The sequence below is a fragment of the Mesorhizobium sp. M7A.F.Ca.CA.001.08.2.1 genome, assembly GCF_003998455.1.
GTDB lineage: Bacteria > Pseudomonadota > Alphaproteobacteria > Rhizobiales > Rhizobiaceae > Mesorhizobium > Mesorhizobium ciceri.
In genome coordinates this window covers 1-13,867 of sequence record NZ_RZPW01000069.1, presented here as the reverse complement: position 1 = coordinate 13,867, position 13,867 = coordinate 1, and the positions used below count along the sequence as shown (strand labels likewise).

Below are 13,867 nucleotides of genomic sequence, written 5' to 3'. Positions count from 1 at the left end.
GCCAACACGTCGTCGGCGAACATCTCGATCGAAAAAGGACGCTTGCTGCCGGCGCCGGAGCCGCCCTGAGCGCGACATTCGACGGTCAGTCGGCGGTATGAAGGACCATCGGGAAAGTTCTGCGCCACTTGTGCCGCATCACCGCCGAGGCCGTGCTGGAAGACGACGGGAGGCCTGCCCTGCCCCGTGTCGAAGACACGAAGCGATGCATCGTCGCGAAGCAGGATCGTTGGCGCGGCGACCATCAGAGGAGTCCCCGCAGAAAGGCTGCGACGCCGGGGGCTTCATCGGCGGACAGCCCGTGGGTGACGAGCGATCCGTCGAAGCCCGCTGCCTTCAGCCGTGAAACAAAATGCGGAAAATCGACGATGCCTTGTCCGGCGGTGGCAAAGCGGCCGTCACCAGAGCGATCCTTGGCGTGCGCCATGGCGATATGGCCGGCAGCCTCGTCGATCGCGGCGGCGACGATGGCGCGCGCTTCGTGTGGCGTCGCGTGCTCGAACAGGTTCGCCGGATCGAGCACGATCTTCAGATGCTTCGATCCCATTTCGGCGATCAGCCTGGTCGCGTCCCTGGCCGAGGTAACGATGTTGGCCTGCTCGGGCTCGATGCCGAGATCGACGCCGGCGTCTTCGGCAACCGCCAGCGCTTTCTCCATCTCGGCGGCCATGTCGGACCAGGCCGCCGGCGTGCTATTGTCGGGATGATACGCCCACTGATCGGCGGCGTTGCGCGAGCCGGTGCAGAGCGTGACCAGCGGAATACCGAGGGCCGCCGCCGTCTCGATGACGACGGCAAGACGGCGAAGACCGTCGTCGCGCACAGCCTTGTCGGGATGCGCCATGTTGTAGGTGCCCGACAGTGCGGCGAGTGCAACCCCGGTCGATTGTGCTGCGGCGCGGGTGGAAGTGACTGCTTCCGCCGGCACGACATCCGGCATCGATGGCAGGCCGGCGCAGGCTAGATTGAACTGCGTCGTCTCATAGCCAGCCTGCTTAACCGCCGTCAGCACGGCAGCCGGCTCTGTGCCGGCAAATGTCTTGGCGAAAATGCCGAGACGCATCAGACCGCTCCCGAAACCGAGGCGAGTTCGACCCGTTCACCTGTCTCGACCGAACGCGCGATGGCGACCATGGCGCGGATCGAGGCGATGCCGTCCTCGACATTGGCGCCGCGCATCGGCGTGCCGGTGAGCACGGTGTCGGCAAGACCTTCGAGCTGGCGGCGGAAGAAATGACCGTCGGCGCCGAGCGGCTTGTGGGCGGTGGAGGTCTTCTCGTAAAAGATCTCGACCTCGCTGGCGCGGAAGTACCAGGGGTTGAATGTCCTGGCGATGACGGAACCGTTCTCGCCATAGAGCTGAAAACCTTCGTGCCAGTCCATGCGCACGGCGACGGTAAGATCGAGATGCCCGAGCGCGCCGCTGGCGAACTCGGTCTCGACGAACCAGCAATAGGCGCCGAATTTCTCATTGAGGCGGGCGCGCACGGCAACGATATCGCCGCACAGGAAACGCGCCGTGTCGACGAGATGCGAGCCGTGCGCCAGCATGAAATATTGCCTGAGATCAGCCTTGGGATTGCCGGTCGGCTTCTTCGCCAGCTTGCTGGTGACCGGCAGCGGCTGAATGGCATCGGTGTTGGTGTAGCGATGGGTGGAATCGCAGTACCAGGCCTTAAGCGCCAGCACCTCGCCCATTTCATCGCGGACGAAGTCGCGCGCCGCCTCCAGTGCCGGGTCGAAGCGCTTCATGTGACCGACTTGCAGGACCTTGCCCGAGCGCCTGACCGCCAGCGCCAGTGCCTCGCCTTCCTCCACCGAGGTGCCGATCGGCTTTTCGCACAGGACATGCTTTCCCGCATCGAGCGCCTTGATCGACATCGGCACGTGATAGGCGTCCGACGTGGCGACGATCACCGCTTCCAGTTCGGGATCGGCGAGCATGGCGTCGTAGTCGGCATACATCTTTTGCGGCTCGTAGGTGGCGCCCATGCGGGCGAGCAGATCGGGTGCCGCGTCGCAGATGGCGTAGAGGTCGGCATTCCCAGCCTTCACGCAGGATTGCAGATGCGCGAACTGCGCGATGGGACCGCAGCCGAGCACACCGACCCTGAGGCGTCTGTCTTGTTTTTTGATCATCGTCTCGATCTTCAGGCGCCCAAGCTGCGCATTGTCTGGCGGTTGGTCTTGACCGCGCCGGCGGGATCGGCGGCGGCCGTTTCGGATTCCTCCTCCAGCACCAGCCAGCCGTTGAAGCGCGGTGCGGTGTTGGCGATCTCGATGACAACAGGCGTGTCGCAGACGCCCTTGCCGAGCATGGCCCAGCTGCCGTTGGCATCGACGTCCTTGAGGTGGATGTAGCGGATGCGGTCGCGGTAGGTGCGCAGCGTATCGGACATGTCCTTGTGGCCGCGCAGTATATGGCCGGTATCCGGTACCCAGCCGACCAGGTCGGGGTCGAGCAAGGCAAAGATCGCATCGTAATCGGCGCGGTCGAACAGCAGCGTGTTGTGGTGCGAGCTGGGATGCACCGCAACCTGGACCCCGGCCTTGCGTCCGATCTCGCCGGCGTTGTTGTAGACATCGGCCGCAATGGCGAACTTATCCTCACGCGGGCCGTCGGACACCACCGTCGCCGAGCCCATCGACACCAGCGCATTCGGGAAGGCGGCAGCGAAATCGATCCAGCGTTTGGCGGTTTCGAGGTCGGCGCCGATCTCCTCCTTCAACGTAAAGCCACTGTTCGAGCCAAAGGCGAAGGAAACCAGCGTCAGCCCCCACGCCTTCAGCGCGGCGGCGAACTCCTTCGGCTTGTTGCCATAATGTCCGATCATAGTGTTGGTGATCTCGATGCCCGCATAGCCACCGTCAGAGATCGCCTTCAGCAGATCGTCGGGGCCGCCGGTGAACCGGTCTTCCAGCATTTCCCAGGTGAAGGTCTGGCAGCCGACTTTGAGGTCTTTCACGTTCATCCTTTCAATCCTTGATACCGCTTATTGATTGATGCCATCCTGCGTCGCCGTGGGATGAACATCCTACTTGACCGAGCCTGCGGTCATACCGGCGAGGAAGTATCTCTGGGCAACGAGGTAGATGAGCAAGAGCGGTAGCGAGCCGAGCACGCTCATCGCCATCATCTGGTTCCATTCGAAGGCGTGCTGCCCCATCAACAGCTGGATGCCGATCGGGACGGTTCGCATGGACGTCGACTTCGTCAGCGTCAGCGCAAAGAGAAATTCGTTCCAGCACAACAGGAAGGTGTAGACCGACGTCGCCACGATACCAGGCAGTGAAATCGGGACAATCACCCGCCAAAGCGCGGTCCAGCTGCTGCCGCCGTCGACAGCCACGGCTTCATCGAGATCGCGGGGCAAGGTGTTCAGATATCCCGTCATCAGCAGGATCGCGTAGGGCAGCGTAAACACCAGGTAGGTCAGGATCAGCGCGACGTAGGTATCGAAGATACCGTATGAGACGACAAGCCCGAAGAAGGGGATCAAAAGTGTGATCGGCGGAATCGTCTGCGTGCTGATGATGATTGTGTTCAGGCTGCCCTTGCCGCGGAAGTTGAAGCGGCTGAACCCGTAGGCCGCCAGCAAGGCGATCAGCACCGTCAGCACGGTCACCGCTCCCGCCACGAAATAGCTGTTGAAGAAGAAGCGCAGCTTTACCGGGTCGCCAAGGATGGCTGCATACGCTTCCAGCGTGAACGCCTTTGGCAGGATGGTTGGTGGCAGGGCAAAGATTTCGGTATTCGATTTGAACGAGCTGCTCAGCATCCAGTAGATCGGGAATGCCGCGAAAAAGAGCCCTGCTGCAAGCGCTACATGGAGCGCGACGGTGATCAGCCTGTCTTTCGGCGTGTGCCTTTTCCTCATGGTGATTACCGAGCCTTTTGATAGCGAATATAGAACAGCGTCAGGCCGAGAGAGATCAGCAGGATGACCACGGCGCTGGCCGAAGCCTGCGACAGGTTGTAGCTCGAGAATGCCAGCTTGTACGTGTAGGTGCTGAGGACCTCGGTCGAGTAGATCGGGCCACCGCCCGTCGTTATCCAGATTAGCGGGAAGACCTGCATGGTCCAGATGAAGTCGAGCAGCGAGATGCTGATGATGATCGGCATCAGCTGCGGAATGGTGATGAAGATCAGCTTCTGGTAGGCTTTCGCCCCGTCGATATCGGCGGCCTCGTAGAAATCCTTGGGAATGCCCTGCAAACCCGCGAGCAAACTGACCATGAAGAGCGGGTAGCCCGCCCAGATATTGGCAAAAGTGACTGCATGCAGCGCGGTCTCAGGCGAGGAAAACCATTCGACCTTGGAACCGATGATGCCGATTTGCATGAGAATACTGTTCACGACACCGTTCGGCTCAAGCAGGAGGCGCCAGATCACGGCGATGATCACCGCGGTGAACAGCCAGGGCAGTATGTAGAGCACGCGCAGAATATTGCGCAGCGTCGGATTGATGCGGTCGCTGTTCAGCATGAGCGCGAAGACCATGCCGATGGTCATGTGGAAAATGACACTCATGCATGTGAAGTAGAGCGTGTGCCACAGCGAAGCCCAGAACACGGGGTCGTCGAAGATCGCCTGGTAGTGCTTCAGTCCGGCAAAGGATGGGTCACGACGCAGCACCGCGCTGTTCTGGAACGAGTAGGCAATCACCGTCACCATCGGCAGCAGCATCAGGAGCCCGATTATCAGCAGCGAGGGCGACAGATAGAGGTAGGGTGCGACCGCTCGTTTGAGCTTGTGGTGGGAGCGCTTTTGCCGGGTCATGTGCCAACCTTGGGATACGCCTTCAAGGGAAGGTAAGCTTTCAAAAACAAGTCCACTCAGAATGCCGATCCGTTGCCGGGTGGCCTGCCCGAAGTCAGGTCACCCGGTCGAAGACAGCAAACGGGAACAGGCCGATCAGAATTTCGCCATCCAGCCCTTCTGAGCGGCGGCGGCTGCTTGTTCCGGAGACTGCTCGCCGGCGAGCATCTTCTGGGCTTGCACGTCGAACTGGGTCATCAGGTCTTCAGCCACCGGCAGGCCCGTGAACTCATTGGCGAGATGACCGGTCTTGAAGATTTCAAAAGCCTTGCCGAAAGCCTTGTCCGAGGTCACGAAATCGGGCTTGGCGTTGACGTTGCCCGGGAAGGCGTTTGCAAGCGACACGAGCTTGGCGTTGACCTTTTCACTCATCAGATATTGGACGAGTTTCCAGGCCTCTTCCTGATGTTTCGAAGCCGCAGAGATGCCGATGCCCCAGGAGGCATAGGGAAGGCCGCGCTTGCCGGTATAGTTTTCCACGACAGGGACCGGGATGAGGTCGAAGTTCAGCTTGGGATTGCGCTTGCGGATGAGGTTCACATGCGCGAGCGAGTCGATCATCATCCCGACGCGGTTGTTGACGAACTCCTCGACCTTTTCCTGCTCGGTCTTGGTGGCGATGCCGGGCGAGATGGTGCCGGCGTCATTGAGTGATTTGACGAAAGTGAGCATATCCACCACCGGTTTGCCCTCAAGGTCCGGCTTGCCGCTCGCCATCATCGACTGGCCCGAAGCCCAAACCCACGACATCATGTCGTTCTGGACGCCGGATGGCGTTTGCAGCGACAGGGGCAGCACCCAGCCATACTGGTTCTGGTCGGCGTGCGTCATCTTCTTGGCGGCTTCGAGAAACTCCGCACGGGTCGACGGCAGCTTGGTCACGCCCGCCTTGGCGGCGAGGTCCAAATTCACGAAGACCGGATAGACGAACGAAGCCACGGGAAACATCACGGCCTTGCCGTCCACCTTGATGATATCCGCGACCTGGCTCTTGTCGAAACCGCTCGCATCCATCATCGGATTCATGTCGGCGAGTGCGCCCTGCGCATTCAGATTGTTCACCCAGGCGCCGTCGAGACCGACGACGTCGCTGAGCGTTCCGGTTGCAGCACCAACCGAGATCTGGTCTCGCGTGGTGGCGTAGGGGCCGCTGACCAGCGTCACCTTGATTCCGGGGTTTGCCGCCTCGAACTCATCCATGATTGACCTGAGCGAGCCAGCCGGCAATTCGGGCTCCCACCATTGGGTGAATTCCAGCGTCGTATCCGCCATGGCGCCGGTTGCGCCAAGCAACCATGCGGCCGCGGCTATTTTCAGCATCGCGGATTTAATACGAAACGTCATTTTCTCCTCCTTCTTTATATTCGCCCGCACAATGCGGCCGATCGTCTGATTATTCAGAAGTCTCCTTACGCAGGCGCCTCACCTTCGCCCGCGGGTCTTATCGCTGATATTCAGATTGCCAGATGCGTCTCGGGGTCGAAGAAATGGAGCTTGGCATCATCCAGGGCCAAGCTGATTTCCGAGCCGGAGCGGACTGTGCTGACCGGTTCGAATTTCGCCACCGCATTCGACGCCAGGCCGAAATCCTGCACCGCGTCAGGGTCGCCGGAGTCCACCCGGACCGCGTCGATGTTGAGATGGACGATTTGTTCGGATCCGAGTTCTTCGATCGAGGTCACCTTTGCCGGTATCGTCTGATACTTGCGGCCGGATTCGAGCCTGCTGTCATAGAGATCCTCCGGTCGTATCCCGAACACGACCTTGCGCCCCGCATAGGACCTCAAGCCCGGCCTGCGCACGAAGGCTGCATCCTGCAGCCGGACGGCCAAGGCGCCGGACATCAGTTCGTCGCCCGTCAGGGTTGCCTCGAAAAGATTCATCGAAGGAGACCCGATGAAGCCGGCCACGAAAGCGTTCGCCGGCGATTCATAGAGCCTCTTGGGTGCGTCGACCTGCTGCAGCACGCCGCCTTTCAACACCGCGACCCTGTCGCCCATCGTCATGGCTTCGGTTTGGTCGTGGGTCACATATATGGTCGTTACGCCGAGCTGCTTTTGCAGACTGGTGATTTCGGCGCGCATTTGAACACGCAGTTTCGCGTCCAGATTGGAAAGGGGTTCGTCCATGAGAAAGGCTGCCGGCTCGCGCACCATGGCGCGGCCCATGGCAACCCTTTGACGCTGTCCGCCTGAAAGGTTCGCGGGTTTGCTGTCCAGCAGAGACGTCAGTTGAAGGGTTTTGGCGATCTCGTCCACGCGCTTTTTGCGCTCGGCCTTCGGCTTGCCTGCCAGCCGCATCGAAAAGCCGATGTTTTCGAACACAGTCATATGCGGATAGAGGGCGTAGCTCTGGAAGACCGATGTCGCGATCCTTGGGCGGCATGTCGACGACGTCGACCCCGCCGATCCGGAGGCTGCCGCTGGTGACGTCCTCCAATCCCGCGATCATCCGCAACGCGGTGGATTTGCCACAGCCGGACGGCCCGACGAGAATCAAGAACTCGCCGTCCTTGACCGACAGGTTCAATTGGTCGATTGCGTGAAAATTGTTCCCGTATGTCTTGCAGATATTCTCAAGAACGACTTCTGCCATATTCCTCCCTCCACAAGTCTAAGCCATTGATTCTTATGATTGTCCTCGGCTTACGCTCACCTGCGAAATTTTCCTCGGATAGTTCAGGCTATGTTCCGGTATCAAGCCGCGCATATTTCAGTTCGACTGCCGACGGCGCGTTCGTCGATGCCAGGAGTTCCTTGACCTGGTCGTCGGTCGGAAGCGCCTCGCGCCCGCCCCGCCCCGTTATCGAAAGGGCCGCCGCCGCGGCCGCGAATGCGACCCGGCCTGCGGTGTCGGCCCCGCGCGTCAATGCAAGGGCATAGGCGCCATGAAAGCAGTCACCGGCGCCGGTCGAGTCGACGACGGCAACCCGGTGCGGAGGCAGGTGCCAGAGCCCTGTCTCGTCGCGTCCGCGATAGAAGACGCCTCTGCCGCCATCCGTCAGAACCACGGCGGACCGCGACGGCAACCACAATGCATCGAGTATCTCGGCCGGAGCCTGGCGGCCGGTGGCGGTCCGCGCGAAGCCGAGCGGAAGAATGAGATGGTCGCAGAGCCCGATCAGTCTCTCGGTGGCCGGGCCGTGGCTCCATTCGACATCGCCGAGGATCGCAAGGCCGAGATCGCGAGCCCGAGCCACGACATCCAGCGACCCGATCCCGTAACTGTCGACGATCAGGACAGTCGCGCGGCTGAGAACCTCGTCCGGAAAGTCCGGCGCGGTGCCCAGCATCGCTTCGTCGTCATACGCGATGAACCGCTCCCCATCCGAACCGACGGTGATCCGCGAGCGCACCGGGCGCGCGTGCGGGTGGCGCGGCGCGAACGCGGTTTCAACGCCGCTCGCAACGAGATCGCACAACACGGCGTCGTCGGCGGCACTGCCCAGCCATCCGACGAACCCGGCGCTTCCGCCGAGCCGCGCGACGGCGGCAAGTGCCGTCGCGACGTTTCCGCCGAAAGCTCGGGCACTTTGCAAAACCTTCCCCTTGCCCGCCGACAACGGCTGATCGACATAGACGATGTCGTCGATCGCAATAGCTCCGAAGCCGAGGATTGAAGGGACGGCGGGCATCGTTCAGGCACCCGCCTTCGCCAAGGCGTCTTGCGCCGAAAGGCCGTCATGGATGACGCCCCGAAAGGCGATCGCTGCCTTTTCCGGATCGCCGTGCCCCCAGAGATTGCGGCCCACCACGGCACCGCGCGCGCCTGCACGGATGGCGTCCGCCGTCTGCTGAAGGGCGCCGAGCAGCGTGTCGGTCTTCGGACCTCCGGCGATCACAACCGGCACCGGGCAGGTCCGAACGGTCTCTCGAAACGACTCGAAATCGCCCGTGTAACCGATCTTGATCACATCGACGCCGGACTCGTAGCCGATGCGTGCCGCATAGGCGATCTCGTCGGGGGTGAAGACGATTTTTGCCCCGTCGGTGAAATCGCGAGGGTAGATATGCGCTACCACCGGCATGCCGTAACGAGCCGCCGCGTTCACCGAATCGGTCAGCCAGCGTATGTATTTTCCCTCGGTCGCGCCGCGCACCGGAATGGCCACGGCCAACGCATCGGCGCCGGCGCGCACCGCATCCTCGGGCGTTGCAATCAGTTCACTGATGCGATCGTCTGGGGTGAAGCAGCCGGCCTGGATCACCAGGGAAGCCTTGCCCGCATATTGCGGCCACAGATGGCGCGCGGTGCCAGGCTGGATGCTGACGTAGTCGGGTTTGCCTACCATGACGCGTGCAAGCGCACCCGGCAGGTCGGCAAGACCTCCTTTGCGCACGTCGCCATAGCCGACAAAGTGGTCGACCGCGCCGCCAAAAAGATTCCCCGATGGATGTGAGAAGAGGCGCGCCAAGCGCACCTTGGTTCCGAGGCTCATGAGTCCAAAACTCTCCAATTGATTGATTTCAAAATCCTGGACCCAGTGTTTGCGAAAGAAATAACAAATGCAATCTTTCGAAAGCTTTCGAATTCGCCTATTTTCGGTAGAGTGAACCGAGGCCAGGGCGATCGCTTGGCGCATGGAGGCAAGGACAGGCCAATGTTGTCAGAGCAGAGACGCCAATCGATCCTGGGTGAAGTGCAACGCAGCGGACAGGTTCGCATCAAGGACCTGTCAGACGATTTTGGCGTGTCGGAAGTCACGGTGCGCTCCGACCTCGAGATACTGGATCGCAAGGGACTGCTGACCAAGACCCGCGGAGGCGCGGTGACCCGGACCACGGATTCGACCACGGCCGCGTTCGCCCGGCGGATGCAAACAAACCTCGATGCAAAGAAACGCATCGCCCGGGCAGCGATAGACCTGTTCGAGGACAACCAATCGGTCATCTTCGATGGCGGCTCGACATTGATGCAGGTTGCCATGCTGTTACCGCCGCTCAGCAATGTCGTGGTCGCGGCCACGGCGATGAACATCGTGCAGCATCTGATGCATCGGCCCGGGCTCGACGTTCACATGATCGGCGGCCGGGTCTATCCGGACACGGTAAGCACGCTGATCACCGATGCCGACACGGCTCTCGGCGGCTTGGTAGCGCATCAGGTCTTTGTTGGAGCGCATGCGATTGACTCGTCACTGGATGTGGTCGACGTGAACGAAGACATGGCGCGAACCAAGCGAAACCTCGTGCGCATGGCCCGGCGCGTTGTCCTCCTTGCGGATTCGAGCAAATGGGGCGTCAGCGGAACCTCCAAGGCCTTTTCGCTGTCGAGCGTCGATGTCGTGATCACCGACGATGGCCTGTCCGGCCCAATACGCAGCCAGCTTGATAGGACAGGGGCCAAGGTGATCTATGCCTGACCCCGTCGAGGTCCCTGGCCGCGGCGGAAATATCCGATGCGCGCATGACCCACGGCATCCGCATCGGCGGTCGGCCGTTTTTTCATGTCGGTCATTTTCTCCTCCCATGACTGGCAGCCTCCCGATATCGCGCCAGCATTTTCGCATGTTGTATAAAAATTTTACGCGCGTCAATATTTAATATGTTGTATAGCCCTTTGCGAAGGCGATCCGTTACTTCTGGGCGGATTCGGCAGACGGTGACCGCGTTGGGAGGTACGATCGAGAATGCACGGGATATCAACGACGAAACTCGGGATCGGCGTCATCGGATGCGGCAATATCTCGATGACCTATCTGCGCAATGCCGCTCTCTTCGGCGGCATCGAGTTGCGCGCCTGCGCCGATATCTCGGCCGACATGACGGCGCTGCGGGCGAAGGAATATGGCATACGGGCACTCGGCGTCGATGCACTGCTGGCCGACCCCGAGATCGATCTCGTCCTCAACCTGACCATTCCGGCGGCGCATTTCGACATTTCGTTTGCCGCCCTTTCGGCCGGCAAGCACGTCTTCACCGAAAAGCCGCTCGCCACCTCGGCCGCCGATGGACGGCGCCTGGTCGACGAGGCGCGGTCGCGCGGGCTGCTGCTCGGCTCGGCGCCCGACACCTTCCTTGGTGCAGCCGGACGCCGCGCCCGCCGGCTGATGGATGACGGCGCCATCGGCCGCCCGGTCACCGGCACCGCCTTCATGATGGGCCGCGGCATGGAGCACTGGCACCCCAACCCGCAGTTCTACTACCAGCCAGGCGGTGGCCCGGTGTTCGACATGGGCCCCTACTATCTGACCATGCTGGTCAATCTGCTCGGCCCGGTCGAACGCGTCATGGCGATGGCGACGCGCGGCCAGGAGGAGCGGCTGATCACTGCCGAAGGGCCATTCAAGAACACCACATTCAAGGTCGGCACGCCGACCAATGTGCTGTCGCTGCTGGAGTTCCGCTCCGGCGCAACCGTCACCTTCGGCGCCTCGTGGGATGTCTTTCGCCACTCCAACCATCCGATCGAACTGCACGGCACGGAAGGCTCGCTGCGCCTGCCCGACCCCGACACGTTCGGCGGCACCGTGTCGCTGTCGAAACGCGGCACCGACTGGAGGGATTTCGCCAGCGAAGGCGAACTCTATGGCGCCCGCAACTGGCCTTATGCGGCGCCCGATCGCGCCAATTACCGCATGCTCGGCGTCGCCGATCTGGTGCGCTCGCTTCAGACCGGCAACACGCCGCGCGCCTCCGGCAATCTGGCGCTGCATGTACTGGAGATCATGGACGCTATCCTGCGCTCCGGTGAAACACAGGGCTCGGTCGCCATCGCGGGCGATGTCGTCCAGCCGGCCCTGCTGACCGAGGAAGAGGCCAGCGATCTGCTGGCCTGAGGGTATGATCATGACGCTCGATCCGGATGCGCTGCGCGTCCTCGACATGGCTCGTGCAGCCGGCGGCAAGCCATTCGAGACCGGCAGCGTGGCGGCGGCGCGAGCTGCCTACAACGCCTCGTTCCCGACGCTGCAAGGTGAGCATGAGCCGGTCGCGACGACCTTTGAACAGCAGATCGACGGGCCGAACGGCCCCATCACTGTCCGCATCCATCGCGGCATCGACGCACTGCCGAGCGGAGCGCCGGCGCTGCTCTATCTGCATGGCGGCGGCTGGGTCATCGGCAATCTCGATTCACATGACGAGATCTGCCGCCTGATGGCCAATCTCGGCAACGCCGTCATTGTCTGCCCCGACTATCGCCTGGCCCCGGAGCACAAATTTCCCGCCGGGCTCGAGGATTGCCTGGCGACACTTCGCTTCATGGCCGAGAATGCCGTCGACCTGGGCATCGACAAGGTGCGCATTGGTGTTGCCGGCGACAGCGCCGGCGGCAATCTTGCCGCAGTGCTGGCGCTGCTCGCACGCGATGGGCTCGCTCCACCACTTGCGACGCAGATCCTGATCTATCCCAACACCGACGCGCGGCAGACATCGGGCAGCTACCGGCGTTTCGGCGACGGCTTCGGCCTTACCGCGACGACCATGGCATGGTTCCGCGACCATTATGTGCGAACGCCCGACGAAATCATGGACTGGCGCGTCTCGCCCTTGCTGGCGCCTGATCTTGCCGGCGTCGCGCCAGCATTCGTGGCGCTTGCCGGCTGTGACATCCTGGCCGACGAAGGGGCAGCCTATGCGGCGCGCCTGCAGGCCGCGGGCGTGCCTGTGATCCTGCGGCAATGGCCGGGCCAGATCCATGGCTTCGTCTCGATGGGACGCCATATTCCCGCCGCCCGGCAAGCGGTGGTCGAGGGGGTGACGGCCTGGCGCCACTTCGAGGGATCGACGTCGACCGGTTAGGCCGACTGACGCATCACCAGGGTGGCACCGAGCTTGACGGTGCACGCCATGCCCTGCTTCGGCGGATCGGCCTCGTCCAGCAGGGCCAGCAGGATCTCGACGCTGCGGCCGGCCATGGCGGTGAAATCCTGCGCCATGGTGGTCAGCGCCGGACAGGTGTAGCGGCTCAGCGGATGGTCGTCGTGGGCGGCAACGCGCAGATCGCAATCGGGCCTGCGGCCGACCTTCAGGCCGCGCGAGTACGCGGCCGCCATTACGCCAAAGGCGAGACGATCGTTGGCGCACAGGATGGTGCGGCCGGGCAAGGTCCCGGCCTCCAGCATTTTTTCCGTCTGCTCGTAGCCGATGCGTTCGAAGTCCCAGGTGTAATCGCGCGCGGCCTCGATGACGGCCGGCTTGAAGCCGGCGGTCTCCATCGCGACGATGTAGCTCTCCTGGCGTTCGCCGGAGTTGTGGTTGACATGCGGAATGTCGAGATAGACCGGCGGTTCGCCCGAGCGACAGAGATAGTCGACGATGGTCGACACGCTCTGCCGGTTGTCGTTGCCGACGAACGGCGTATCGCCCTCGATATAGGTGTCGAAATAGACGATCGGAATGTCCTGCCCGAGCTTGTCGAAGACGCTGCGGTCGGAGGCAAGGCCGAGCGGGGCGATGATCGCGCCGGCCACCTTCAGCGACAGCAGCGTCCTGACCGACTCCGCCTCCAGCTTCGGCGAGCCATGCGAGGAGATGACGATCGGCCAGTAGCCTTCGTCGCGGCAACGAAATTCGATGCGGCTGACCATCTCGGCGTAGAAAGGATCGGTGATCGTCGGCACGACGATGCCGATGTTGCGGGTGCGCTTGCGGTTGAGATTGCGGGCGAAAAGGTTCGGCTGATAGTCCGAGGAACGCAGGGCGGCTTCGATGCGCGCCCGCGTCGCCGGCTTCACGCTCGCCGGATCGTCGAAATATTTGGACAGCGTCGGGCGCGACACGCCGCATGCCTGGGCGAAGTCGTCCATCGTGCGGTGCGTCTTCTCCGCCATCGATATGTTCCTGATCCCCTGCCAACGATCGGCCCCGCCCACAGTCATGCGGCCGTTGACCGGATGCGACAATGCTCGACGGAACTTATTCAGTCAATTTTCACAGTTCCCATTAGAATGCAAAAAGATTGCGTGCGTCAAATTATTTGTTAACGCTTTAAACCTGATGGCGTCAGTTCGACGAGGATAGGCTACAGAAGCTTGCCGCTCAGCCCTCGGCTACGGGCCTGCTTGCCAAATGTCGCCATGCCGCCCATACACGGCTTGGAAATCAC

13 protein-coding genes and 1 pseudogene are annotated in these 13,867 nt (G+C 62.0%); 3 read left to right on the top strand and 11 right to left on the bottom strand.

Annotated features, from left to right (window positions below; all coding sequences use genetic code 11):
• The 10 genes and pseudogenes from EN914_RS06790 to EN914_RS06745 all read right to left on the bottom strand — a co-directional run.
• Positions 1-245, bottom strand: a 245-nt coding sequence (locus EN914_RS06790) for an alpha/beta fold hydrolase (RefSeq protein WP_164778668.1), incomplete at its 3' end; no start/stop codon positions are given.
• Complete coding sequence (locus tag EN914_RS06785) at positions 245-1,063, bottom strand: sugar phosphate isomerase/epimerase (RefSeq protein WP_024502562.1); 819 nt, start codon at positions 1,061-1,063, stop codon at positions 245-247. The genes EN914_RS06790 and EN914_RS06785, both read right to left, overlap by 1 nt.
• The gene (locus EN914_RS06780; RefSeq protein ID WP_024502561.1) at positions 1,063-2,139 is read right to left on the bottom strand and encodes a Gfo/Idh/MocA family protein; all 1,077 of its coding nucleotides are present in this window, start codon (positions 2,137-2,139) and stop codon (positions 1,063-1,065) included. The genes EN914_RS06785 and EN914_RS06780 overlap by 1 nt, the downstream gene beginning before the upstream one ends.
• An 11-nt stretch (positions 2,140-2,150) precedes the next feature.
• On the bottom strand, positions 2,151-2,972 hold the full coding sequence (locus EN914_RS06775) for a sugar phosphate isomerase/epimerase (RefSeq protein WP_024502560.1): 822 nt from the start codon (positions 2,970-2,972) through the stop codon (positions 2,151-2,153).
• A gap of 63 nt (positions 2,973-3,035) precedes the next feature.
• A complete protein-coding gene (locus EN914_RS06770; protein WP_013532946.1) occupies positions 3,036-3,878 on the bottom strand; it encodes a carbohydrate ABC transporter permease in 843 nt (280 codons plus the stop codon).
• Between the two features lie 5 nt (positions 3,879-3,883).
• Positions 3,884-4,780 carry a carbohydrate ABC transporter permease gene (locus EN914_RS06765; RefSeq protein ID WP_023764771.1) on the bottom strand — a complete coding sequence of 299 codons (897 nt, stop codon included), beginning with the start codon at positions 4,778-4,780 and terminating at the stop codon, positions 3,884-3,886.
• A gap of 135 nt (positions 4,781-4,915) precedes the next feature.
• The gene (locus EN914_RS06760) at positions 4,916-6,163 is read right to left on the bottom strand and encodes a sugar ABC transporter substrate-binding protein (protein ID WP_024502559.1); all 1,248 of its coding nucleotides are present in this window, start codon (positions 6,161-6,163) and stop codon (positions 4,916-4,918) included.
• A gap of 110 nt (positions 6,164-6,273) precedes the next feature.
• Positions 6,274-7,414, bottom strand: a pseudogene (locus EN914_RS06755) (ABC transporter ATP-binding protein).
• Between the two features lie 88 nt (positions 7,415-7,502).
• Complete coding sequence (locus EN914_RS06750; protein ID WP_024502558.1) at positions 7,503-8,453, bottom strand: PfkB family carbohydrate kinase; 951 nt, start codon at positions 8,451-8,453, stop codon at positions 7,503-7,505.
• A gap of 3 nt (positions 8,454-8,456) precedes the next feature.
• Complete coding sequence (locus tag EN914_RS06745; RefSeq protein WP_023756676.1) at positions 8,457-9,257, bottom strand: class I fructose-bisphosphate aldolase; 801 nt, start codon at positions 9,255-9,257, stop codon at positions 8,457-8,459.
• Positions 9,258-9,419: 162 nt separating this feature from the next.
• On the opposite strand from EN914_RS06745, the gene EN914_RS06740 reads away from it, so the two are divergent.
• From EN914_RS06740 to EN914_RS06730, 3 genes are all read left to right on the top strand, one after another.
• Positions 9,420-10,181 (top strand): DeoR/GlpR family DNA-binding transcription regulator, encoded by a 762-nt coding sequence (locus EN914_RS06740; protein WP_013532952.1) that lies wholly within the window; start codon positions 9,420-9,422, stop codon positions 10,179-10,181.
• A 267-nt stretch (positions 10,182-10,448) separates the two neighbouring features.
• Complete coding sequence (locus EN914_RS06735; RefSeq protein ID WP_024502557.1) at positions 10,449-11,597, top strand: Gfo/Idh/MocA family protein; 1,149 nt, start codon at positions 10,449-10,451, stop codon at positions 11,595-11,597.
• 10 nt (positions 11,598-11,607) lie between these two features.
• Entirely contained in the window at positions 11,608-12,561 is a 954-nt protein-coding gene (locus tag EN914_RS06730) for an alpha/beta hydrolase (RefSeq protein ID WP_024502556.1), read from the top strand.
• On the opposite strand, the gene EN914_RS06725 is transcribed toward EN914_RS06730, so the two are convergent.
• Positions 12,558-13,592 (bottom strand): LacI family DNA-binding transcriptional regulator, encoded by a 1,035-nt coding sequence (locus tag EN914_RS06725; protein ID WP_024502555.1) that lies wholly within the window; start codon positions 13,590-13,592, stop codon positions 12,558-12,560. The genes EN914_RS06730 and EN914_RS06725 overlap by 4 nt on opposite strands.
• Positions 13,593-13,867 lie beyond the last annotated feature (275 nt).

Excerpts from the sequence above, each read along its gene's own strand:
- EN914_RS06785 (WP_024502562.1), bottom strand. The coding sequence starts at position 1,063 with ATGCGTCTCGGCATTTTCGCCAAGACATTTGCCGGCACAGAGCCGGCT.
- EN914_RS06780 (WP_024502561.1), bottom strand. The coding sequence starts at position 2,139 with ATGATCAAAAAACAAGACAGACGCCTCAGGGTCGGTGTGCTCGGCTGC.
- EN914_RS06775 (WP_024502560.1), bottom strand. The coding sequence starts at position 2,972 with ATGAACGTGAAAGACCTCAAAGTCGGCTGCCAGACCTTCACCTGGGAA.
- EN914_RS06770 (WP_013532946.1), bottom strand. The coding sequence starts at position 3,878 with ATGAGGAAAAGGCACACGCCGAAAGACAGGCTGATCACCGTCGCGCTC.
- EN914_RS06765 (WP_023764771.1), bottom strand. The coding sequence starts at position 4,780 with ATGACCCGGCAAAAGCGCTCCCACCACAAGCTCAAACGAGCGGTCGCA.
- EN914_RS06760 (WP_024502559.1), bottom strand. The coding sequence starts at position 6,163 with ATGACGTTTCGTATTAAATCCGCGATGCTGAAAATAGCCGCGGCCGCA.
- EN914_RS06750 (WP_024502558.1), bottom strand. The coding sequence starts at position 8,453 with ATGCCCGCCGTCCCTTCAATCCTCGGCTTCGGAGCTATTGCGATCGAC.
- EN914_RS06745 (WP_023756676.1), bottom strand. The coding sequence starts at position 9,257 with ATGAGCCTCGGAACCAAGGTGCGCTTGGCGCGCCTCTTCTCACATCCA.
- EN914_RS06740 (WP_013532952.1), top strand. The coding sequence starts at position 9,420 with ATGTTGTCAGAGCAGAGACGCCAATCGATCCTGGGTGAAGTGCAACGC.
- EN914_RS06735 (WP_024502557.1), top strand. The coding sequence starts at position 10,449 with ATGCACGGGATATCAACGACGAAACTCGGGATCGGCGTCATCGGATGC.
- EN914_RS06730 (WP_024502556.1), top strand. The coding sequence starts at position 11,608 with ATGACGCTCGATCCGGATGCGCTGCGCGTCCTCGACATGGCTCGTGCA.
- EN914_RS06725 (WP_024502555.1), bottom strand. The coding sequence starts at position 13,592 with ATGGCGGAGAAGACGCACCGCACGATGGACGACTTCGCCCAGGCATGC.